Genomic DNA, 24,831 nt, shown 5'->3' on the forward strand with positions numbered 1-24,831 from the left:
CAAAAATACAAAATTTCATGAAGCATATAATTTCAGCATGCTTTTTTTTATTCAGTTGGTGTATGTTTTCTCAAAACGTAACCGTAACGGTAGACCAGACTGTAACATTAAAAGAGTTCTTTAAGCAAATTGAGAATCAAACTGATTTTAAATTTGCCTTTACGGATCAAATTAATACGGGCCAAAAATATTTTACCCAGAAAAAAACGTATACTAATATTGACACTAAAGAACTTATCAATGAATTAAACAAGACCGCATTAGTTCAGTTTTCGATCGTAGGGAGTAATATTTTTGTAAAGCAAAAAGCTACCGCTAAAACAGCTAAAAAAAAAAACAAGCTGACTGGCCAGATTCTAGATGAAAACCGGGAGCCTATTATTGGAGCGAATGTTTTTATCAAAGAACTTTCCAGCGGTACCACAACAGATAGAAACGGAAAGTTTTCTCTGGAAGTAGATCATGGGACTTATACTGTTTTGATAAGTTATGTGGGCTTTAAAAACAGAGAAAAACAAATTACGGTTTCTGATGATGTAAGAATGGATTTTAATATAGAATCAGACAGTCAGGAACTGGATCAGGTCATCGTAACGGGAAACAAAGCAGTAGATGTCAGGAATACTCAAATGAGTGTGAGTAAACTTTCTATGGAGCAAATAAAGAAGATTCCTGTTGCTATGGGCGAACCGGACCCTTTGAAATCAATCTTAACATTACCCGGAGTTACCAATGCCGGCGAAGCTTCATCAGGTTTTAACGTACGTGGAGGTGCTGCAGATCAGAATTTAATTCTTTTGGATGGTGCTCCGGTATACAGCGATTCTCATATGTTTGGTTTTTTCTCTGTTTTTAATGCCGATATTGTTAGCGGATTGGATTTGTACAAAGGCGGAATCCCATCGAAATTTGGAGGTCGCGTTTCTTCTGTTCTTGATGTAACCCAGCAAACCGGTGATTTTGAAAACTACAAAGTAAGCGGTGGTATTGGTATGATATCGAGCCGACTGATGGTTCAGGGACCTATTCAGAAAGAAAAAGGTTCGTTTATCGTGGCAGGGCGTGCTTCTTATGCCCATTTATTTTTGAAACTGGCGGATAACAATAATTCGGCTATGTTTTATGATATCAATGCTAAATTCAACTATCGTCTTGGCGCCAATAATACACTTGCTTTTTCGGGATATTTAGGAAGTGATATTTTTGATATCAGCGATCGTTTTGCCAGTACGTACGGAAATACAATGGGAATCTTAAGCTGGAAACATCGATTTTCAGACAACCTAAATACCAATTTATCCGTTTTTTACAGTGATTATAAATTCAACCTTGGTATGTCAACGGAAAATTTTGAGTGGGATAGTAATATAGCAACTTACGGTCTTAAATACGGTTGGAACCACTCGTTATCAGAAAAATTGAAGCTGAATTACGGAATAGACGGTCAATATTATAATTTCAATCCCGGTACTGTACAACCTACAAATTCTAATTCACAGTTTAATTACAAACAACTGGATAAAAAATATGCTTTTGAATCTTCTGTTTATCTGGATTTCGAACATCAGATTACAGAGAAACTGAATCTTCGTTACGGACTTCGTTATAGTATGTTTTATCGCTTGGGTAACGAAACCATTAACACTTATGAAAACGGAAATGCAGTAGTATTTAATTCGTTATATCATATTTATGAAAAAGGAACACCTACCGGAAGTATATCGTACGGAAGTGGAAAGACCATAAGTGATTTTGGTAATTTTGAACCACGATTTGCCTTGTCATACGCTTTCAATGATGACACGTCTGTAAAGGCGAGTTATAACAGAATGGCACAATACATCCATATGCTGTCTAATACACAGTCTCCGTTGCCAACTACGATCTGGACACCAAGCGGGCCCTTTACAAAACCACAATTACTGGATCAATATGCAGTGGGCTATTTTAAAAACCTAAGAGACGGTGATTATTCTTTTGAGGGCGAGTTGTTTTATAAAAAGATCCAGAATCGTATCGACTATATTGACGGAGCAGATATATTGGCAAACAATAATATAGAGCAGGTAATCTTAAACGGTAAAGCCAGATCATACGGTATGGAATTATTACTTAGGAAAAATACCGGAAATTTTACCGGATGGGTTTCTTATACCTTGTCAAGAGCAGAACAAAAAACTCCGGGAAGAACAGCAGCAGAGCCCGGTATAGCAAATGGTGACTGGTATTTGTCAGGATATGATAAACTGCATAATCTGAGCGTTGTAGGAAGTTATGAGTACAACCCTAAATGGTCTTTTAGTGGTAATTTCTCCTTACAGTCAGGTCAGCCTGTAACGTATGCCAACGGATATTATGAATTTGGAGGGATCAACATTCCTAATTATTCCCTTAGAAATGAAAACAGATTGCCACTTTACCACCATTTAGATGTAGCGGCGACTTACACACCAAGACCGGACAAAAAGAAAGGATGGCAAAGTTACTGGGTATTTAGCATTTACAATATCTACAATAGAAAAAATGCTGCTTCTATGACCTTTACTACAAATGATGATACAGGAGCAAACGAAACCAGAAGACTGTCTATTTTTGGAATGGTACCTGGTATTTCTTATAATTTTAAATTTTAATGAACATGCAAAGGATTGAAAAATATAATTTAAAAAACAAAGCACAGCTATTGGTTAGCCTTCTTTTAGTGCTGTTTTTTTCATCTTGTGAAGATGTGGTCACCCTTGATTTGGAAACAGGACCGCCCAGAATAGTTGTAGATGCTGAAATCATCTGGAAAAAAGGAACAACGGGTAATGAGCAAATCATAAAGATTAGTAAAACAGCTCCTTATTACAATAACACGACACCAAAAGTTTCGGGTGCACAGGTAAAAGTTCAAAATAGCAATGGCGATGTTTTTACTTTTAATGAAACAGAACCCGGTTCTTATGTATGTACTAATTTTGTTCCCGTACTCAATATGAATTATGTGCTTTCCGTACAGGCAGAAGGACAAAGTTTTACAGCAGCAGAAAAGCTGACTTCTGTTACACCAATTGATAAAGTAGAACAAAACATCATTAAGGATTTTGGAGGAAAAGATACAATCGAACTGACATTTTACTATAAAGATCCTGCAGATGAGGAAAACTATTATCTTACGGATTATAAAAGTGAATTCCTGATTTTTCCACAATACTCACTGATGTACGATCAGTTTTTTAACGGAAACGTAGTAAATACAAAATTTTCAGACGAAGATATGAAAGCAGGAAATACAGTTGAGATTACACACCGCGGTATTTCTAAAAACTTCTATAATTATATGAATCTAATTTTAGAAGCCTCAAGTGCGAATCCTTTTTCTGTAGTACCGGGTAATATCAGAGGCAATATTGTGAATACCGATACAAGTGATTCCAATAATTTTGCATTAGGATATTTCAGGCTTTGCGAAGCAGATAAAGTTTCCTATCTGGTAAAATAAAAAAAATTAATTGAAGGTTGATTTGTAAAGTACATCTGGCATATAATATGGTATGTCAGGTGTATGTTTTTTTTATAGCATAAAGGTTTGTCTGAAAACCTTAGCCCGTCAATAAGCGATTTATTCTTTCTTCAAATTCATAATTTCTTCAGCACTAACTTTTATTACCGTACCGTGGCGTGCGCCTAAAGGAAAGCTAACCTGATCCGAAATATCCTGCCAGCCTGTAACAGTTTCTTTTACAGCGCCATATTTCTTTAGGGTATATTTATCAAAATACACAATCCATTGGTTATCGATTTGGATTGCAGTTGGCCCTTCAGCCCAATAGTTTCCCGTAATAGGTGCGCTGGCTTTGCTGTACGGACCTGTTAGTTTTTTGCTGAAAGCAGTTTTTAAATTTTTCTGTACTGGATTGCGAGTTTCATCTTTAAAGTACATAACAAATCCCTGATCTTGTTTTACAACAGAAGCATCTATAACATTAAAACCGGGTTCATACAGTAATTTTGCTTTACGAAACTTTTTAAAATTTTTGGTAGTAGTATAATAAATTCGATGGTTATAGCCTTTCTCATCTTCTGATTTAGTCTCAGGAAACTTCCCGTCAATTGTCGAAGCCCAATAAATCATATACGTTTTATTTTTTTCATCGAAAGTAATTTCGGGAGCCCAGGTATTTCTTGCTTTTTCTTCATGTTTCATGACAGGGATGAATTCCTGTTTCGACCAATGAATTAAATCTTTTGATGAAGCATATCCAATTCCTTTGTCGGTCCAGCTTACTGTCCAGACCATGTGATATAATCCGTCACCACCTTTTATAACACACGGATCTCTCATCAATTTATCTTTGCCAACTTCAGGCGTCAAAAAGGAAGTGTCATTTTTTAAAGTATTCCATTTATAACCATCTTCACTATAGGCTAAATGCAGACCGTCTTCGCCATTTCCTTTAAAATAAGCGAACACATATCCATCTGCTTTTAGCGTATAATTATCCCTTAACGCAACCTCTTTTTTTTGTGCAAACGAAGGCATGCTCATACAAAATGATATAAAAAAGCACAAGCTGCTCAAAAATCTGAAATAATTTGATTTTTTCATAAAAATTCTATTTTCAACAATACACAATTGTCAGTTGGTACTTTTTTACAAGAATAATAATTTATAAAATTCGAAACTAGTCCTTGGTATAATTTAATATAAAGCCGAAATTTTAGCGAAAGGAAAAGTACTCGTGATACGTCGAATTGACATCCTGTAGTATCCTGTTTTACAGGGTTAAATAAATATCGAAAAGTAGTACTTGCTTCCTAATTCTCAAATTATAACATAATTAAGTAGGAATAATATAAAAATAAATTATTATTTTTTTTGATATGATATTTTGATACACAGCAGTTCAAATAATGGTTGCCAATAAAGGGTTTGTACAGTTTTTCTGCTTAAATAAAAATAGCTGAAAAGTTAAGGTATTGAAAGTTAACAGGATACTACAGGATAGAGAGCAATCGTGTTCTGGATAAATTTGGTTTTAACTAAATAATTAACCAAATTTTAACTTTTATGAAAAACAAATTAAGTTTGCTGCTGGCAATAATGTTGATAGCATTTTTTCATGCGTCAGGTTATGCACAGAACAAAGTAGTTAAAGGTACAGTTACAGACGGAACCGGATTGCCCGTTCCGGGCGTTAATGTCCTCACTAAAGGAACTCAGAATGGTGTAAGTACAGATATGGATGGAACGTATTCCATTAGTGCGGCACCGGGCGCTGTTCTTGTGTACAGTTTTATTGGTTTTAAAAAACAGGAAATCACTATTGGAAATTCAAATGTTTACAATGTTACTCTTAAAGAAGATGATAATGCTCTGGAAGAAGTGGTTGTCGTGGGTTATGGTGTAAAAAAGAAAAAAGATCTTACCGGATCCATTGTGAGTGTAGGCGCTGACGAAATTGCGTCAAGGCCCGTGGTAAATGCGGTACAAGCCATGCAGGGAAAGGCAGCTGGTGTCGATGTGACTACAAATGAGCGCCCGGGAACGGTAGGGAATATTACCATTCGAGGTGCGCGTTCTATTTCTGCTTCTAATGCGCCACTTTATGTTGTAGATGGTATTCCCCTAAATTCAAGGCTTGTTACGGATGCATCTACAGGCAAAATTAGTGTGGATGCGAATTCAGGCGGGATCGATTTTTTGAACCCGACAGATATTGAAACTATTGATGTCTTAAAAGATGCTTCGGCAACCGCTATTTATGGTTCCCGTGGTGCAAACGGCGTTATTATCGTAACTACAAAAAAAGGTAAAAACGGAAAGTTTACTTTAAATTATGACACTTCGATCCTGTTTGAAACCATTCATGAAAATGCCAGAATGATGAATTCAGCAGAATATATCGAGTTTCGTCGTTGGGGAAGATATTATTCAAACCCAACCGCTTTCCCGAAAGGAGATGTGCCTACAATTGAAAATGACCGTGTGATTTTTTTGGCTTCCACCGATCCTTCTGCGTGGGCCAATATTGAAAAAGGATGGAGAGATTCAAACGGAAATTTAACCGCTACATGGGACGGTTCAAAAGTGGCCACCACGGACTGGACAAAATTCGTAACCCGAACCGGAATCACACAACAGCATACCATTGGGGTCAGCGGTGGTACCGAAAAAATGAAAGCCTATGGTTCTTTTGGATATCTCAACAATACCGGAACCTTAAAAGGACAAAGTTATGTGCGCTACAGCGGAACTGCGAGTGTGGATATCACGCCTACAAAATGGTTTTCGATGGGAGCAAGCCTCAATACGAGTTATGGGGTAAACGAATACGGACAATCGAATGTAGGCAGAACCGCCGTTACAACTTCCGGCGGAATTTATGCCACCGCCCGCACCAATCTTCCATACGCTGTTCCGTATGATAGTAACGGAGTACGGATTGACAATCCGGGAGGAGATTCAACGATAAGAACCCCGGTTGATGAGGATAAATATTCACAGGATCAGCGCGTTTCATTGCGTGCTTTTGGTAGCTTATATGCCCAGCTTGATTTTGGCTCGTTTTCTTCTAAACTGGAGGGTTTAAAATACCGTATCAACTTTGGCCCGGATATTACTTCGTATCGTGATGGTGTTTATTTAGATGAAAAATCGGCCATACGTTCCGGAACAAGTTTTGCTTCTTTGTACAACGAAAAATCAATTTCATACACCTTAGACAATTTGATTTTTTACAACAAAGCCGTTGGTAAACATAATTTTGGTGCCACCTTATTAATGAGCCAGACAGAATACCATAATGAGCAAAGTTCCATGTCGGCCAATGATATAAAAAATCCTGCCAATAAATGGAACGCACTAAATCCTGCGAATGTAACACTTGCGGGATATTCTTCGGGTTTGACAGATACTGGTTTGTTATCCTATATGGGAAGGGTCAATTACAGCTATTCAGATAAATATTTACTAACAGCTTCAGGTCGTTTTGACGGAGCTTCGCAACTAGCAGCCGATAACAGATGGGCCTTTTTTCCCAGTACTTCTGTCGCATGGGTCATCAACAAAGAAAAATTTCTGGAAAATGTAAGCTGGATCAGTCAGTTAAAAATGAGAGTGGGTTTTGGTGTTACGGGTAATGCTGCAGTTCCCGCTTATGCCACTCAGCCACCCTTAATTGGGATTGTTTATCCAACCGGATCAGGCGTAACAAACAATACATCCTTAGGCAATATACAATTGGGCTGGGAGCAGACTTCGCAATTTAATTATGGAATTGATTTTTCTTTCTTCAACAACAGAATTTCAGGTGCTTTAGATTATTACACCAGCAAAACTACCGATTTGTTATTGAAAAGCAGTGTGCCCACGGTTCTTGGTGTCAAAGATACTTATCAAAACGTTGGGGAAACGAAAGGAAACGGAGTCGAACTTACTCTAAACACGATTAATATCACGACAAAAAACTTTGAGTGGAGCTCTAATTTTAGCGGATCGTACCAGCAAAGCAAAATTGTATCCCTGCAAAACGGAAAATTTGACGATATCAATAACAATTTATTTATTGGAGAATCGCAAAATGTAATTTATGGTTTTGCTTCAAACGGAATCTGGAAACCGGAAGATGCGGCAGAAATGGCCAAATTTAATGCCGCGGCAGGTTCTGCTATTTTTTCGTTTGGAAATGCCAGACCTGTAGATCAAAATGGGGATTATAAAATTGACGCCAATAATGATCGCGTTATAATTGGTTCAAAAGATCCCAAATATATTGTGGGTTTAACAAATACGTTTGTTTATAAAAGTATTGAATTATCCTTCTTTATGTATGGTCGAATGGGCTATTTGTATGATACTTTAGGTGAAAACGAAGGAGCAAAAGGAAGTCAGAGAGCCATTGATTATTATACCGATAATAACATCAATGCCGAATATCAAAAGCCAATTTATTCTGCTGGAACGGGAGATCCTTATTTTCCTGTTTTGGGTTACAGAAACGGGTCTTTCTTAAAAATGAGAAACATTTCTTTAGGCTATCACTTTGATAAAGATTTAGTACAGAAACTGGGGCTTTTTAAAATGAAATTATACTGTCAGGTGACCAATCCGGGAATGATTTTCACGAAAGTGAAATGGACAGATCTGGATACGCAGACTACGGCTTCAAACAAAGGTGTTGCAATGGGTTTAAATGTAGAATTCTAAATTGAACTAAAAACAATCATTATGAAAAATTATAAAAAACGATATATCAATTTGATGCTTTTTACTGCTTTAATTTTAGGCAGTTCCTGCAACAAAGATTTCCTTGACGAAGAGTTGACCACAGCCTACAGCAAGGATTATTATAAAACCGAAGCTGGAATTCAGGCATTGGCAATTGGAACTTATTATCAGGTATTTGCTGCAGAATTTGCAAGCGAAGTTCCCCTTACGGCTACAGAATCCGGTACCGATGAATTTCATGCAGGCGGCGACCCTTCTAACTGGATCTGGAATTCGTATTCTTCAGGATTTAAAGCTTTTGTAACGGCTTCTAATGCCAATACCGTTGCTGCCAATACCAATTGGGATAACTTGTATATCGGAATTGGAAATGCGAATCAGTTAATTGAATCCGCTACAGAAATTGTATCAACAAACGATGCCATCAAGAAAACAGCTTTAGGCGAAGGCTATTTTTTACGAGCCTTTAATTATTTGAAATTAGTAAATCAATATGGCGGAGTTCCCATAAAATTAACCACAAGTTCTACTGTCCAATTAGAATTTACAAGAGCAACACCAAAGCAGGTTTTCGAGCAGATAATTGCTGATTTTACACAAGCTTATAATTTATTGAGTAATGCAGGTGCTCCCGCAAAAATAACGAAAGATGCCGCCGCTCATTATTTGGCGAAAGCTTATCTAACAAGAGCCAGCGAAATTAACGATACCTGGAACTCAGCAACAAAACAGAGCGATTTACAGCAGGTTGTGATCCTGTCCGATGAAGTTATTGCGCATCATCCATTGGCTGCAAATTTTGTTGAGTTATGGAATTATACTACCGCAGATGGTGCTAATGAAAAACTTCCGGAATTGATTCTGTCAGCCCAATTTAATGCAAGTACCTTAACAACAGGAGGAAATCAGCAGCATTTGCATTTTCTCTCCACCTATGACCAATTACCGCAAATGAGACGTAATCTTGCCGGAGGAAGACCTTTTAGCCGTTTAGCACCAACCTATTTTGTATATGATGCTTTTGATCATGTAAACGATTCCCGTTTCTGGAAAAGTTTCCAAACCAAAAGTATTATTAATAACAAATCAGGAAATTATTATGCAAATGGCGACTTAGGAATTATGTACATTGTTAATAATGCAGGCGACACCCGTTTTGCCAAAACCAAAAATGCAGATGCCATAATTGATGCAAAAACAGGAAAAACGATTCCGAGTGTATATGTAGCACATGCCGCTGATAATATTGGTCTAATGGCCGATGTGAGATTTCCATCACTGAGTAAACATTTAGACGGAAACAGGATCGATTTAAGTAATACAAAAGGTTCTCGTGACATTATTTTGGCGCGTTCCGCCGAAACGTATTTACAGGCAGCAGAAGCAAAAGTACGTTTGGCTCAAATGGGAAGTGCTACATTTGCTGACGCATTACCTTATATCAATGCAATTCGTACGCGTGCAGCTTATAAAGCGGGAGAAAATCGTGCGGCCTACACAGATGGTTCTGCGGCCTATACAACAACAGGTCAGGCGGGAATTCCGATTTCTTTTGTCCCGGAAAACTCTTATTATGAATCTAATAATATTCCGGTTTCGACAGCGGCTACAAATCTGGCCATTAGCAATATTGGTACTCTGCCTGCAGAAGATGAGGCTGTTATTTCAAAACTGGGCTATGGAAGTGATTATGATCGAATGCTGTGTCTCATTTTGAACGAACGAACCAGAGAACTTTGCGGAGAGTTTCACCGTTGGGAAGATCTAAGCAGAACCAAAACTTTGGTTGCCAGAGCAAAAGCCTACAACATTGAAGCAGCGCAAAACATTCTGGATAGACATAATTTACGTCCGATTCCGCAAACCTTCCTTGACGGAGTGTATGCAAACGGAAGACCTTTGAGCGCCGCAGAAAAAGATGCCATGCAAAATCCGGGATATTAAAATATTTAGAACACGAATTTCACTAATGATCACGAATTTGAATCAGTGACAATTAGTGAAATTCGTGTTTGTTTTAGAAGCTATTCAACACAAATTTACTTCGTCTCTTCACTATCGATTGATCACGAATTGGTTTGTGTCATTAATTCTACGAACTAATTAATCTAATTCTATGTATTAGATTAATTAAGTCCGACAGGTAAAGGTTAAAAAATAAAATTCTCAATTTAATTATACTCATTATGCGTTATACAGCAACCAAAATAACAGCTATTTTCACATTTGGAATATGCACTTCTATAAACGCCCAGACAACCGATGCAACCACTCCATTACATTTGATGCAACCCGATTATGTAACACCGTATGTGATTCCCGAGAAGGATAATATCGAAAAAGTATTGAACAGGGTGTATGCTTTTCTTGACGAAAATACCGCTTCGAAAGCTGTAAGTGTTAACGACAATTCAGAAGTGAAAGATTTTAAAAAAGTAAAAGATAAAATCAAATTCTCACCGGGAGCTTTTAGATTAACAAGTTACGAATGGGGCGTAACTTATGCCGGAATGCTTTTGGCAGCCGATGCTACAGGAAAAAAAGAATATGCGGCCTATACCAATAAACGCTTAAAATTAATCGCAGACATTGCCGCTAATTATAAAACCGAAAATGCGAAAGATTCTCCTGTTCATAGTGTTTTACAGCCAAAAGCTTTAGACGATGCGGGCGCTTTATGTGCAGCATTTATAAAAGCAAAAAAAAATGATCCAAATGCGGATTATGATCCGGTAATTAACAATTTTATCCAATATATAAGCGAAAAAGAACATCGGCTAAAAGACGGAACATTAGCAAGAAACAGGCCGCAGGAGAATTCCCTCTGGTTAGATGATATGTTCATGAGCGTTCCAGCTTTGGCACAAATGGGAAGTTATACCGGTGATGCAAAATATTTTGACGATGCTGTCAGACAGGTCAATCAGTTTTCTGAGAGAATGTTCAATTCGCAAAAAGGACTTTATATGCACGGTTGGGTCGAATCAATGCAGGTGCATCCACAGTTTCACTGGGCAAGAGCAAACGGCTGGGCCGTGATGACAATGGTCGAATTATTAGAAGTATTGCCTAAAAATCATCCCGGCTATCCCCAGGTTTTATTACAATTGCAAAAACACATTGCAGGATTATTGCAATATCAGGACGGAACCGGTTTTTGGCATCAGTTATTAGACAGAAACGACACTTATTTAGAGACTTCGGCTACTGCTATTTATGCTTATTCAATTGCGAGAGCTATCAATCGCGGGTATGTTGATAAATTGGCTTATGCGCCTGCAGTTTTACTGGCCTGGAATGCTGTAGCTTCAAAAGTGAATGCAAAAGGGCAGGTCGAAGGAACCTGTGTTGGAACCGGAATGGGGTTTGATCCGGCATTTTATTACTACCGCCCCGTAAACATATATGCGGCCCACGGTTATGGCCCTGTTTTATTGGCCGGAGCCGAAATACTATTATTATTAAAAAACAATCAGTTCGAAATTAATGACAGCTCTATACAATTGAAAGTTAAGAGTTAGAAGTTAAGAGTCAAGAGTTAGAAGTTAGAGGTTTTAGCAGAAAAATTTATGAGGGATTCTGATTAAAACATGGTGTGTTTTTTCGCGCAGAGGTGCAGAGTCGCAAAGCAATAATTAAAAAGTTATAATAACAAAAACTTTGCGACTCTGCGACTCTGCGCAATTAATAGACAAAGTATATCAACAGATAACCTAACAAGATAGCCTTAGTGGCAAATTAACCAACTATACCAACAGTATATGAAATTAAAACCAGCAATAAACATACTTTTCCTGTTATGCACAATAACAGTTTTCAGTCAGATTGGGAAACGATTTCCATCTGAAAAGAAAATTATAAAAGATCCTGTGACAGGTCAGGAATTAATTTTTCTGACCACTCAATCAGCAGGTGATTCTAAAACATACCCCACACATCCGCAATGGACTTCAGATGGAGAATGGCTTATTTTCAGAACCAAAAGAGCCAATGGAGAAGCAGTTGCCGTTAATGAAAAATCAGGCGTAATGGTTCAGGTAACAGAAGGGGGTTATACCGGAACTTTATGCATGGCACAAAAGTCGATGAAACTATATTTTATGCGCAAAACAGCAGCCGATAAAATGCAAATTATAGAAGTAAATCTTGCTGCTGTTTTTAAAGACAGTCAGAACGGAAAAATGAAATCCGTTGCAACTTACGAACGTGTTTGTGGTACGGCGAATCCAGAAATGGGCGCTTCAGGAGATATGGCTTTAGATGCCGATGAGGAAAAGGTTTATTTTAGAATAGGGAAAGAAGAAGCGGCAAGACATCTGGACCCCAATAGTAAGATTGAAAAGAATTTTGGCCCTCGAAATATGGGTGCAGGACCTGGCGGAATTAGTAGTATGAATTTAAAAACAGGAGAATTCAAACATGTTGTTTCAGTTCCTTTTCAGGTAGGGCATATTCAATCGAATATCTGGAATTCGGGAGAACTTGTCTTTTGCTGGGAAACCGGAGGAAAATCACCGCAAAGAACCTGGACCGTTATGGCGGATGGTTCGGGTTTGCGCCCTTTGTATCCTGAAGCGGATTATGAGTGGGTGACACACGAAGCTGTAATCTCTAAAGATGAAGTTGCAATGGCCATTATGGGCCATCGAAAAATTGACATTCATAAAGAAGCACCGGTTGAGGTTACAGACAGCAATGAAGTACGAAACCCTCAAAATCCCGGACAGGAAAGTAATTGGGGAAATTCGGGAACCCGTGAAAAGCCAACAGGTTTAGCCATTGTAAACTTAAGAACCAGAGAAATGATTATTGCCGGACAAACAAAAAGTGGCAGCGGTTTATGGCACGTACACGGTTCATCTGACGGTAAATGGGCTGTTGGTGATGATTTTTCCAGAAGTTTGTATCTGATTGACCGGAAAACCAACGAAATGATGATGCTCACTACGGGACATAAAGAAACGGCGGCTGATCATATACATCCTACTTTTAACAAAGACGGAACAAAAATTCAGATTCAGTCGGCAATGCTTTCTGCAGATAATCGTACGCTGAATATCTGTATCGTAAATGTTCCTGAAGGATGGCTGAAACGCAGGTGAGAAGAGTAAAGAGTAAAGAGTAAAGAGTAAAGAGTAAAGAGTAAAGAGTAAAGAGTAAAGAGTAAAGAGTAAAGAGTAAAGAGTAAAGAGTAAAGAGTAAAGAGTAAAGAGTAAAGAGTAAAGAGTAAAGAGAATAGAGAATAGAGTAAAGAGTAAAGAGTAAAGAGTAAAGAGTAAAGAGTAAAGAGTAAAGAGTAAAGAGTAAAGAATTTTTTATTAGGCAGAAAGACAAAAGCTCGTTTATCATAAACGAGCTTTTGTTTTAAGAAATGTCATCCGGATGGTTAGTTATCGGGACTGAAATCAGAGAGTAGTGTAAAACTTAAACTAAATGCCTTCTCTAAAATCGAACCATAAATTCATTTTAATCCCATCGTCACCACTTTTGATACGAATGTTGGTGGGCTGACTTTGTGGGCCTTGTTGTTCTAAAGGTTTAAAATCTCTCATGGCCGGAATTTCATACATAAACGAAATGTCTCCTTCCGGAAATGCGGGCTGAGGATAACTTCCCGGGAAAGCGTTTTTAGGCAAATCAGGCGTGAACAATCGGAGGAATAAATGATCAGATTCACTGAATACTTTAAACGATGAAGTTCCGGCTTTTAGATTCGCTCCCAATAAGTCTGCATGATAGCCTTTAAATTCCGGATAAATTAGATTTTCAAAGCTTTCACCTGTAATAGTATTGTTATAGTTCTTTTCCCAAAAGCCGTAAGTAGTTCCTTTTATTCGGTTTTTCCAAACATGATAGGGCCCTCTTCCAAACCATTTGATGCCTGTAACTTCTTTTTCGGGAAAACTGAAAGTGATGCCGAATGCGCTGATTTTATCCTCAAAAAAAGCACCGTCAAAACCCTCTCCGCCCGAAGCATTTTTTAGGGCAACTAATTCCATTTTAAATCTTCCGTCCGGTTCCATAATCCATTTTATAGAAGATAATCCTCCTGAATAATTGACCTGGCAAATGGCTTTATTACCCTCTTGCGAAATCTGAATGTCTTTTAATTTCGCCTTCATTCCAATTGGTCGGGGGCCATTTGTCAGCGGAATTGTTGAGGTCTTATTTTTAACAGAGGAGATTTCTCCTGTTGCAGCATCAATATTTATTGTAATGCCATTGCCTTTTAAAGTAATTTCATTATTTGTTTTAGTTGCCAGAGCTTTGGCAGTTGTATTTTGAACCGCTAAAAATTTAGCAGCATAAAACTTCGCTTTATGAATAGGCCATGTCCAGGTATAAATTTCTTTATTAAATGCATCGTAAGCCGAAATAGACAAAATATCTCCTTCATAGAAATTAGCAGGTACATCCAGTTTAATTTTTCGGGTTTCACCCGGCTCAATACCCGGAATCTCAATTTTACCCGTACTTATTTCTTTTGAGGCGCCATTAGTATAAAAAATGTCATTTCCCCCCTTAATCACTTTAAATTCCATTTTACAGGAATTCAAATTACTAAAAAGATAATCGTTGGTAATCAAAAAGGATCCGTCAAAATCCTCTGTAACTTGTTTGGGCTGGAACTGAATAGGCGCCCAAACTTCTTTTACGGTATAATAACTTCCTTCTCTTTCGCGATGAGGTCCCAGAATTCCATCCGCGGCAAGCGAACCTTTCGAATCAAATTTTACATCGCCTGTCCAGTCAGAACGTTTTACCGCTTCATCCAACATAGCCCACATAAATCCTCCGGCAAACAGCGGACTTTGTCTGTAACGATTCCAGAAATCCTCCAGAGCCGATCCGTGTCCGTTATCATAAGTCCCGTGCATAAATTCCGTTGGAAAAAACACATTTTCACCTGCATTAAAACGATGCATTCCGGTTAAATAAGTTGGATAATGATGCGTATCCCAGCCATTAAAATCAGCCCATGGGTGAATTACAATTCTTTTCTGCGGATCATTCTCAGCAAAAACTTTATCGACATCGTAGTTCCAGCCGCCTTCGTTACCATTGTCCCAAATAATTACAGAGGGATGATTAACATCTCGCGCCAGCATTTCTTTGACTAATTTAGTTCCGGTTTCAGTATCATACGAGTTTTGCCAGCCAGCCAATTCATTCAGGACAAAAAGACCTAATGAATCGCAAACCGCTAAAAAGTGATCGTCCGGAGGATAATGCCCGCGAACCGCATTCATATTCATATCTTTTAATAATTTACCGTCTAATTCGCTAATACGCTTGCTGGTACTTCGTCCTCCTTCCGGCCAAAACGAATGACGGTTGATTCCTTTCATGATAATTTTAGTGCCATTCACATAGATTCCGTCCTGCTTTTTAAACTCTAAAGTTCTGAAACCAATTCGTTTGTTGTATTGATGAAGAACAGTTTCGTTTTGTTTCAAAACCAATTCTAAATCATAAAGATTGGGCGTTTCAGGATTCCATGGCTTGATGTTCTTCCATTGTGCACTAATAGAGGTTACGGCACTTTTTGCCTTAACAGGAAAAGTAAAGGTTTGAAAATTTTCTCCATTTAAACCTTTAAGCGACGCTTCCAGAAAGGTATTTTTCGGAATGTTTTTTAGATTCAGATCAACCGTAATCGAACCATCCATTTTAGGATTTACGGCAATATTCTCAATATGTGATTTAGGGGCAATTTCTAACCAGACGGGACGGTAAATACCACCAAACAACCACCAGTCAGCCCGTCGTTCTGCTGCATTTACAGATTTATTAGCAGAATGTTTCCAGACATGAACTTCTAAAACATTCTTGGTACCAAATTTTAATAAAGAAGAGATGTCATATTTAAATTCATAAAAACCACCCTGATGAATCGCTCCTGCGAGTTTTCCGTTTACTTTGACTTCGGTATCTGTCATTGCGCCTCCAAAAACAATCAGTACCTCTTTATCTTTATAATTCGCAGGAACTTCAAATTCATATTTGTACAAACCTTCTTCCTTACTTGGTTCTTTTTGGTTCAGTTCTTTGTACCATCTTCCATAGGTATATTCGCCAAAACCTTCTAATTCCCATTGGGACGGAACATTTATTTTCGACCAGGTTTTACTGTTATTTCCGTCCGTACAATAAAAATCCCATTGTACAGGATGTTCAAAATCTTTTCCTGAAAGATAGATTTTATCCGTTTGCTGCGCCGTATTATTTTGCGATATAAAAAATGCCAATGCAATAATAGTAAGCTTTTGAATGTTGTTTCTAAACATCATAATAAATTTGAATTCTTTGGTTAGTTGCCATCTGGTTTAGCAATTTCAAAATGAGCACTCATGGGAAGTGTCCAGCTGGAAATAAAATTGGGTTGGTTGGGATTGTAGTCAGGAGTTTCTTTTTTAATGTGTTTTTTTAACGGGATGTCAAGTTCACGAATGCCTTTAATCACACAAAGTGCAATTTGATTGGCTCCAAAACTATTAAAATGAGTATTATCGTCCAACGCTTTTTCTTGTCCCGGAAAAGTATTTGCGGGATATTGTACAAAAGCCTTTCGCGAAACCTCGTCGCCCCAGGCTTCGTATAATTCGGTAGTCATTTTGGTAATGTCGATAAGGGCACTATTATTTTTTTGAGCCACAGCGCGCATCGCATCCGGAAATTCGCCGTGGGTTTCTTTTAGAGTACCGTTTTCATTAAAAAACCGACGTTGCGTTGGCGTTACCAAAACCGGAATCGCTCCTTTTTCTTTGGCCGACTGAACGAATGTTGTCAATAAATCTGAATAAGATTCCCACGGACCATTTCCGGCTCCTTTTATTTTTTCGTCGTTATGTGCAAATTCCACAAACAAGTAATCTCCTTTTTTGATTTGTGAAAGTATTTTTTTGAGACGATTTGATTCTTTAAAAGAACTCAGTGAAGAGCCTGAATAGGCATAATTTGCAACCACGACAGCAGCATCAAAATAGTTCGTGATAAATTGCCCCCACGATGCCCAGGGCTCTACATCCTGATCGGTAACAGTTGAATCACCAGCCAGATAAACCACTGCTAAATCATCTTTTGGGGTGATTTTTATGCTTTGAATAGAAACTTCTCCTAAAAATTCAAGGGTCAGTTTATCATCCCAATTAAAAATGTCCTTTTCCCGATCTTTCAGGCTGATAGTCGTTTTATCATCAATTTTAACGCTTCTTACATTTACATTAAAAGTCGTTGTTGTTTTTTGTCCCTTTTTTATTGGGAATTCCCTCAGCATTAATCTCCTTGATTCAGCTTTTAGGGTAACATTTGATTGAATAGCATTGCTTCCCATAACAACTTCTATCTGATAATTTCCTTCAGGAACTTTTACCGAAAAGTAAACAGGCTTTGTTGCGGAAAAAGAATTAGAACTGATCGTTACATTAGATACCGAATTAGAATCAAAACCGTAGCCTAAATTAGAATTGTAAACGAATCCTTTTTTTATAATTATTCCTTTTGCTGTTTTTGAGGCAGTGCCAAAGCAGAACAACAAAGGTTTCATATCCTTAGTATTATCATCTGCCAGATTTACTTTTGATAAAAGATTCAACGTGCTTGGCGGCGTTGCAGATAAAAAAGCCGGCAGGAACAAACAAAATAAGAATATTTTAATTTTTATCAATTTTCAGGGATTTAAAATTATTTGATTTTCAAATCTAACTGATCCATTTTGATAAAGTATCCTGTACTATGATGTTAAAAAAAAATGAAATTTATTTTTTTATTTTCAATTAAATGAGAATATTGAAATTATAAAATCAATCGTTTTACATTTTTTAAGCTGCATTTGCATTACGGGTATTTATTTGAAATACTTTCTGCTTATTATCAAAATGGAAAATAAAGAAGGATAGCGCAAGTTCTTATTACTGCATCTTTCAAAGGTGCTGAACAGCAAATAAGATATCAAGCTTTAACCTTATAAAAGTAGTTGGCTTATTTCTTTCCAGTTTCCAACTCTGGTGTGGCCATTTTCAGTGCGTTTGAGGTTGTGTGGCTGGCTAAATAATAAGGTCTGACCATCAAATTTGTCCAGATTCTTAAAATGGTCGTCGATCATTATATCTCCCTTTATCACTTCTTTTGTGCCACAAAATACAATTTGCTGCCATGTGATAAAAGGAAAGTGTTCTGCAAGCCATTCGTGTTTTTCTGCCATGCTTTTTGGAAATTTTGTTGCGGCAGAAACTATAAACACATCGTGTACCTGATTCAATTCTTTTAGTACCTCAATACTGCCTTCAATAACAGAGGCATTTCTAAAAAAGCCTTCGGTTGCCATATAGTTTTCACCATTAATAAATGCTTCCTCTTCTAACTTTCCTGTAATTTCAGATAATTCCTGAGTGGTTCCCAAATCTTGTGATTCAAATTTTCTAAACTGTCCGTAGATGTCTGCCAATACGCCGTCGATATCTACAATGATCCTTTTTTTCATGTGTTACGTGTTTAAATAATAATTGTGCTAACTGAATTTTAAAATCCAACAGGATTTTGATTGTGGCTTTATTTGTTGCTCATAGCATTGTATAACAAAAAACATGCTCTGGTGCCGTAAACCTAATTTGATCTTATTATTTGCAAACTTATGCAAATTTGCATAAGTTTGCAAATAATATTTAAAACGAATGAATTATGATTAACAATGTGGTTAAAGCTAAAACAGCAACAAAAGCAATGTTTTTAGTTTGCGGATTAGGAATAGCAAGTTGGGCGCCAATGGTTCCAAATGCAAAACAACGACTAAATCTTGATGATGCCAGTTTAGGTTTGCTGCTCTTAATGTTGGGTTGTGGTGCCATAACCATGATGCCCGTTAGCGGATATCTGGGACATAAATACGGTAACCGGATCGTTATTCTCTGTGCGACATTATTAATCGCAATAACATTACCATTGTTGTTAATGCTGAATACGCCAATAGTAATGGGGATTGCATTGTTTGTCTTTGGTGCGGCAATAGGAACAGTCGATGTTGCCATGAATTCTCATGGTGTTCACGTACAGAATCTATTTGGAAAACCTATAATGTCATCTCTACACGGGCTTTTTAGTATTGGCGGACTTTTTGGCTCTCTGGGTCTGGGCTTTTTAATAAAACTAGGCTTAGAACCTATAACTGCGGCTGTAAGCATTTCTGTCCTGCTCGTCTTAATTGTTTCTACCCAATATCGTTTTCTTTTTAATGTGGAGAATGAGAAAGCGGCTATTGAAAGTTTTGCTTCAGATAAAGAACCGGGGGTAAAATCGTTTTCCTGGTTAAAAAGCAGTGTTATTTTTCTGGGAATTATGTGTTTTGTCGTCTTTCTTTCTGAGGGTGCCATGCTGGACTGGAGTGCTTTATTCTTGCATGAAAACAGAGGCCTGAACACTGCATTTGCAGGAATAGGATACGCTACGTTTTCGATTGCCATGGCCACTATGCGACTGATGGGAGACAGAATTGTATCGCGTTTTAGCGGTAAATTGGTTGTTGTTGCCGGAAGTCTTGTGGCTGCCTCAGGATTGTTTCTGGCAGTATTTACCCCGTGGACCATAATGGCATTAGTTGGTTTTGTCCTTTTAGGATTGGGCGCAGCTAATATTGTTCCTGTTTTCTTAAGCGAAGCGGGCAGACTAAAGAATATATCAGCAGCAGTTTCTATCCCCGCTATTACTACTATGGGGTATGCAGGACAGTTGGCAGGACCAGCCTTACTAGGTCTGATTGCACAATTGTTTTCTTTACCAATAGCCTTAGGTTTTTGCGGAGGTTTATTGGCAATGGTAGCAACAGCCTATTGGTTTAAAAAATAAGAATACAAATATTTAGCCTATTAAAAAGCAGCTATGAAAAAAGAAAAAATTGCACCCGCTATTGCCTGTATTATATTTAATTGCGATAGTATCTTACTGAATACAGAGACGATAATAATTTCTGTCCTGTTGGACAAAGCAGAAGAATATGGACTGAATATAGAACTGGATGAAGCAGTTTGGCTTTTTAGCGAAAAAGGCATAGAACAGAATATTATACATTTTAAAAATCTTTTTGGCATCAGCGTTTCGGATAACTTTGAAGAAGAAGTACGAAAAAAAATTGATCAAGAACTAAGGTACGGACTCGAGGCCAAAGAAGGGGTAAGAGAAATGCTTGAACAGCTGGAAATTCCATTTTGTGTAGTATCTGATATTCCTCGTGAAGAAATTGAATTTAACCTCAGACTCACAAATCTGCTTAAATTTTTTAGTGCTGAAAAAATATTTACCACCTGTGAAATAGTAAACAGAGCACCAGGCACCGGATTGTATTTGCATGTTTCAAAGATTATGGGATATGAGCCTGAACAATGTGCCGTAATTGTGGATCGTATTACTGGGATAAGAGGAGAAGTAAAAGATGGTTTTACTATATATGGATTGACTAACGGTTTTAATAAAAATGAAATGGCTGACCTGGATATATTGGTTTTAGAAGAAATTATAGAGTTGCCAAAACTCTTAAAAATTGTTTAATCTGTTATATTTGTAGTAATAATAAAATTTCATGATAAAAGAAGAACGTTTTGACCACATACTTGGATTACTGAAGCAAACAGGCAAAGTGAATTATGATACGTTGGCACTTGATCTCAAAGTTTCTGAAGATACAATTCGAAGAGATATTGAGCTTCTTCACAATAACGGATTACTGTCAAAAGTCAGGGGAGGTGCAATTTCAATAGCAAACAATCCTTTGAATTTTCAGGAGCGGGCGTCATACCTTTCAGAGGGAAAACAGACAATTGCACTAAAAGCACAGCAATTTATTAAGAATGGCCAAACAGTATTCATGGACGGCGGCACGACGATATGTGCCATTGCAGCTCATCTTCCGATGAATTCAAATTTAAGAATCATCACTAATAATATAGCGCTGGTACCAATTCTTTCGAAATTTAAAGGCATTGAAATTATTATTTTAGGCGGTATTTATAACAAACATACCGAAACTAATTTAGGGGCTAAAACTTGTGAAGATACCAGGGATTATATAGCCGATGTTTATTTTATGGGCGCATGTGCCATACAGAGTAAATTTGGGATTACCTCGACTTTTAATGATGAAGCAGAAGTAAAACGTGTCATGTTAGCGAACGCAAAGCAGACAATTGCTTTAGGAAATATTGAAAAGATAAACAATACGGAATCTTTTAAAGTCTGTGCTCTGGAGGATATCAGCACACTTATTACAGATTTGCCGAGTGACGACAGTAAACTAGATGATTACAGAAGCCTCGGAATCAGATTAATCTGATCTCTTATTCCAATCCTTATTAAATTAAGGAGTATCAAAAAAACAAACCTCCAAATTGCTTGATTTTGGAGGTTTTTTCTTGACACTATTATTCTGTTGCTTCTAAGTTTGCATTAGTTCTGCGAATAGATTCGGCATCCTTGTAATCCAGCCATTCCTGTCCTTTTCTTCGGCGCATCCAATTATCATAATAACGAATGATGGCAACATTAGCAAAGCCTTTCCATAAGTTAGAAGGCCTTCCGGGAAGCGAACGCAGACTAAGAGAAAAACCTGGCGTAAGATATTTCATGTAGTGCCACCAGCCCTCCGGCATGTAGAGCATTTCTCCATGATTGAGTTGGGTGATATAAGGCTTTACCTTCTTAAGCGCAGGGAATCGTTCAAAATCAGGATTGTCAAAATCAATGTCTTCATTGCACAACCAGGAATAGGGAAGGCGGTACATGTATTTTGTCTCTTTAGGATCTACAATGACACACTGTTTTTTACCTTCAAAATGAATGTGAAAGATATTAGGAAAATCAATGTCGTAATGCATAAACACTTTAGCATCCTGACCACCAAAAAATACTAGCGGCAAGCTCTTAAGCAATCGGATTCCCAGACGTGGCCAGAGCATGTCTTTTTTCATTTCAGGCACTTCTTTTATAAGATTATATAAAAAGATGCGAAGATCAGTTGGTCCTTTTTTCAGGATATCGATATACTCGGACATGGTCATTTTAAAATCAGGCTCATTGACTTTCTTGGTATAATCGGTTTTACGGCTGTCGTATAAGGGAACTATTTTATCTCCTGCAACTTCCCTGATAAAATCAAAATCCCATTTGGTAAATGCAGGCCAGTCTTCTATCTGATTGGTAATTACTACAGGCTTCTGAGGTTTATAATAATTTTCTATAAATTCCTTTTTGGTAAGTTTTTCAACCCTTTCTATCGGTATATAATCAAATGACATATTATAACAGGTTTTTAAAGTTAGTCGTTAATTCAATAAACAATTACTATTTAGTCACTATCATTTGACAGCTCTGATATAGCATTTTAATCTTTAATATAGGATTTTTCATAGTAAAGATACGCATTCTTAACGAAAGTAAAGAGGGCAATTTCATGCGGCAGAAGGCATCCTGCTTAGGGGGAGTCTGTACATTGCAAATAAAAATATTAAAAAAGAGAGTTTCTTACGAAAATGGTATTTTAATCAATTTTTTAAGTATTAAACTATGACATTTTTTAGATAAATTGTGATAAATAGTATTTATTGTCAAATAATAGTAGATTTTCATAAAGTTAATTCTATATTTACGCCAGATTTTGGTCTGTTTTTTCTTAAGAAAAAACAGTTAAAAGGGAATCAGGTGTAAATCCTGAACAGACCCGCTACTGTAAGTTCTATACAAGTCTTTAAACGTTTACTAATGCCATTGTCCCGGTTTGCCGGATGAGAAGGCTGTTTAAAGATGGAACAAGTCAGGAGACCTGCCACAATCATATAGTTTAAAACTTTCGTGGAATAAAGTTGAGCAACAGTAAATGCGCCTGCTATTTTATAGCGGGATTCTTTCCTATTGTTTCTTTCTTATACCACGGAGATTATTTTAATAAAATCAGTGATGTATAATACCAGAAAAAAACGTTTCATCCTTTTTATATTATTTATTTCCTTTTTCTATTTTAAAGGAATGAATGATACTTTGCGCATTTTAAACCATGATGCCTTAAAATCTAAACTTCTTCAGGAATTACCGTTATCATACCATTTTTCAAAAGATAAAATCGAAAATTGGACCCTCCAATATCCAGTTGCTTTTTCTGGTTTTTCTCCCCAGACTCAAATTATAAAAAATCTTAGAGATTTCCCCGTAAAATACGGAAACCGGAAACTAAGCTCACACATAACATTATGATGAGCGATAGAATTCATTGCAGCAGACCATCGCTTTACTACCTAAAAAAATAAAAATAAATATATGCATTACAGATTCTTACCCAATTTTAGATTAGTACTCCTTTTACTGCTTACCATATTACTTGCCAACTGTTCTGATAATGGCGGGGGCAGTGACGATAGTAACCCACCAATAAGCAGCCAGGATATAAACACCACAAGATTTACCATAGTCGAGGTGAATACAAATACTGTTGCGGGTACAGAGGCTACTTACAACTGGAGTGTTACAAATGCACCATCACAAAATTATTCGCTCGTGAATACAAACGCAAAAGAAGCTTTGTTTGCAGCAACAGATACAGGAATTTATGAATTGGCAGTAGTGATAAATGATAAAGGGGCTACACAGACTAAAAAGATTAGCATAACAGTAAACAAAGAAACCAAAGAACTAAAAACCTTCATCTCCAAAGTATTTGATTTCAGACCGGCTCCGGGACAGTTTATAAATGATTTGCCGGCAGCCAATGATGGCGATACTACTGAAAGGGTTTTAGCGAGGGCCAACAGCTATCTGACCAAGAAAAACGGAGATCTGATTTCTCTTGGAGGTTTTGGAGGTTATGTCGTTTTTGGATTTGATCATACCATTGTAAATGTTAAAGGAAAACGGGATTTCAGGGTACTGGGTAATGCGTTTTGGGCTGATGCAAATCCCAATCCAGATCTTACGATGCGCGGTGGCAGTAGTGAGGCAGGGGTAATAATGGTTTCTTATGATCGAAATAAGAACGGACTTCCGGATGATGAATGGTATGAAATAGAAGGGGCAGGACATAAAATGGCAAAAACTATTGCCAATTACGAAATTACTTATTTCAGGCCGGACCCCAATAAAAAACCAGTTCCCGGTGGAGGAACAGGTACAGTGCAGTTTACCGATGTGGAATATATCTTTTGGAAAGACAATCAGGGCAAAGAAGGCTATATGGCACAAAATAATGCGTACAATCATTCTCTGGACTATTGGCCAAAATGGCTCAAAGACCAGCCAAGTATCACTTTTAAAGGGACGAGATTGCCAGATAATGCAGTCGATGAGAGCGGAACAGGAAGTTACTTTGTGCAGTATGCTTTTTTATACGGATATGCAGATAATGCGCCTAATAACGATGATGATTCGGCGATCGACATCAATTGGGCGATCGATAAAAACGGAAATAAGGTACAACTTGCGGGAATTGATTTTGTCAAAGTTTACAACGGCCTTAATCAGCAGGCAGGATGGCTTGGAGAAACTTCAACAGAAGTTTTAGGTGCCACTGATTTACATCTTTTGGGTGAAAATATTCCTACCCGATAAGCAATTCAATAGTGTGTTCAATTAAAATTATTATATCA

The 24,831-nt window shown here is 37.4% G+C and carries 15 protein-coding genes and 1 riboswitch; of the genes, 10 read left to right on the forward strand and 5 right to left on the reverse strand.

Annotated features, from left to right (window positions below; translation table 11 throughout):
* Window positions 1–17: 17 nt before the first annotated feature.
* Together ACQY44_RS22735 and ACQY44_RS22740 are read left to right on the forward strand one after the other, a co-directional pair.
* Window positions 18–2,633, forward strand: a complete 2,616-nt coding sequence (locus ACQY44_RS22735; RefSeq protein ID WP_428232562.1) for a TonB-dependent receptor — start codon at window positions 18–20, stop codon at window positions 2,631–2,633.
* A gap of 5 nt (window positions 2,634–2,638) precedes the next feature.
* Window positions 2,639–3,484 carry a DUF4249 domain-containing protein gene (locus tag ACQY44_RS22740; protein ID WP_428232563.1) on the forward strand — a complete coding sequence of 282 codons (846 nt, stop codon included), beginning with the start codon at window positions 2,639–2,641 and terminating at the stop codon, window positions 3,482–3,484.
* Window positions 3,485–3,604: 120 nt separating this feature from the next.
* Here ACQY44_RS22740 and ACQY44_RS22745 read toward each other — a convergent pair whose 3' ends face one another.
* Window positions 3,605–4,531 carry a glycoside hydrolase family 43 protein gene (locus ACQY44_RS22745; RefSeq protein WP_428232564.1) on the reverse strand — a complete coding sequence of 309 codons (927 nt, stop codon included), beginning with the start codon at window positions 4,529–4,531 and terminating at the stop codon, window positions 3,605–3,607.
* Between the two features lie 522 nt (window positions 4,532–5,053).
* Between ACQY44_RS22745 and ACQY44_RS22750 the strand changes: the two genes are divergently transcribed.
* The 4 genes from ACQY44_RS22750 (at window position 5,054) to ACQY44_RS22765 (ending at window position 13,314) form a co-directional block, all read left to right on the forward strand.
* Complete coding sequence (locus ACQY44_RS22750; protein ID WP_428232565.1) at window positions 5,054–8,191, forward strand: SusC/RagA family TonB-linked outer membrane protein; 3,138 nt, start codon at window positions 5,054–5,056, stop codon at window positions 8,189–8,191.
* Window positions 8,192–8,212: 21 nt separating this feature from the next.
* Window positions 8,213–10,156, forward strand: coding sequence for a RagB/SusD family nutrient uptake outer membrane protein (locus ACQY44_RS22755; protein WP_428232566.1), 1,944 nt, complete (start codon window positions 8,213–8,215; stop codon window positions 10,154–10,156).
* A gap of 242 nt (window positions 10,157–10,398) precedes the next feature.
* Window positions 10,399–11,733: a glycoside hydrolase family 88/105 protein gene (locus ACQY44_RS22760; RefSeq protein WP_428232567.1), complete on the forward strand. Its 1,335-nt coding sequence runs from the start codon at window positions 10,399–10,401 to the stop codon at window positions 11,731–11,733.
* Between the two features lie 240 nt (window positions 11,734–11,973).
* Window positions 11,974–13,314, forward strand: a complete 1,341-nt coding sequence (locus ACQY44_RS22765; RefSeq protein ID WP_428232568.1) for a hypothetical protein — start codon at window positions 11,974–11,976, stop codon at window positions 13,312–13,314.
* 327 nt (window positions 13,315–13,641) lie between these two features.
* Here ACQY44_RS22765 and ACQY44_RS22770 read toward each other — a convergent pair whose 3' ends face one another.
* From ACQY44_RS22770 to ACQY44_RS22780, 3 genes are all read right to left on the reverse strand, one after another.
* Window positions 13,642–16,503, reverse strand: a complete 2,862-nt coding sequence (locus tag ACQY44_RS22770) for a glycoside hydrolase family 2 TIM barrel-domain containing protein (RefSeq protein ID WP_428232569.1) — start codon at window positions 16,501–16,503, stop codon at window positions 13,642–13,644.
* A 20-nt stretch (window positions 16,504–16,523) separates the two neighbouring features.
* Window positions 16,524–17,879, reverse strand: a complete 1,356-nt coding sequence (locus tag ACQY44_RS22775) for a GDSL-type esterase/lipase family protein (protein ID WP_428232570.1) — start codon at window positions 17,877–17,879, stop codon at window positions 16,524–16,526.
* A 297-nt stretch (window positions 17,880–18,176) separates the two neighbouring features.
* Window positions 18,177–18,695, reverse strand: a complete 519-nt coding sequence (locus ACQY44_RS22780) for a 5' nucleotidase, NT5C type (RefSeq protein WP_428232571.1) — start codon at window positions 18,693–18,695, stop codon at window positions 18,177–18,179.
* Window positions 18,696–18,892: 197 nt separating this feature from the next.
* Here ACQY44_RS22780 and ACQY44_RS22785 point away from each other — a divergent pair, with 197 nt between their 5' ends.
* From ACQY44_RS22785 to ACQY44_RS22795, 3 genes are read left to right on the forward strand one after another with little or no spacing between them, the layout of a single operon-like run.
* Window positions 18,893–20,053 carry an MFS transporter gene (locus ACQY44_RS22785; RefSeq protein WP_428232572.1) on the forward strand — a complete coding sequence of 387 codons (1,161 nt, stop codon included), beginning with the start codon at window positions 18,893–18,895 and terminating at the stop codon, window positions 20,051–20,053.
* 33 nt (window positions 20,054–20,086) lie between these two features.
* Window positions 20,087–20,752, forward strand: coding sequence for an HAD hydrolase-like protein (locus ACQY44_RS22790; RefSeq protein WP_428232573.1), 666 nt, complete (start codon window positions 20,087–20,089; stop codon window positions 20,750–20,752).
* Between the two features lie 31 nt (window positions 20,753–20,783).
* Window positions 20,784–21,533, forward strand: a complete 750-nt coding sequence (locus ACQY44_RS22795; RefSeq protein WP_428232574.1) for a DeoR/GlpR family DNA-binding transcription regulator — start codon at window positions 20,784–20,786, stop codon at window positions 21,531–21,533.
* Window positions 21,534–21,621: 88 nt separating this feature from the next.
* Here the strand turns inward: ACQY44_RS22795 and ACQY44_RS22800 are convergent, their stop codons facing one another.
* Window positions 21,622–22,494, reverse strand: a complete 873-nt coding sequence (locus ACQY44_RS22800; protein WP_428232575.1) for a cupin-like domain-containing protein — start codon at window positions 22,492–22,494, stop codon at window positions 21,622–21,624.
* A 343-nt stretch (window positions 22,495–22,837) separates the two neighbouring features.
* A riboswitch (cobalamin riboswitch) is annotated at window positions 22,838–23,040 on the forward strand.
* Window positions 23,041–23,509: 469 nt separating this feature from the next.
* Here ACQY44_RS22800 and ACQY44_RS22805 point away from each other — a divergent pair.
* Window positions 23,510–24,793 carry a cell surface protein gene (locus ACQY44_RS22805; protein WP_428232576.1) on the forward strand — a complete coding sequence of 428 codons (1,284 nt, stop codon included), beginning with the start codon at window positions 23,510–23,512 and terminating at the stop codon, window positions 24,791–24,793.
* Window positions 24,794–24,831: the final 38 nt, after the last annotated feature.

It is taken from the genome of Flavobacterium sp., from assembly GCF_965277525.1.
Taxonomy (GTDB): domain Bacteria; phylum Bacteroidota; class Bacteroidia; order Flavobacteriales; family Flavobacteriaceae; genus Flavobacterium.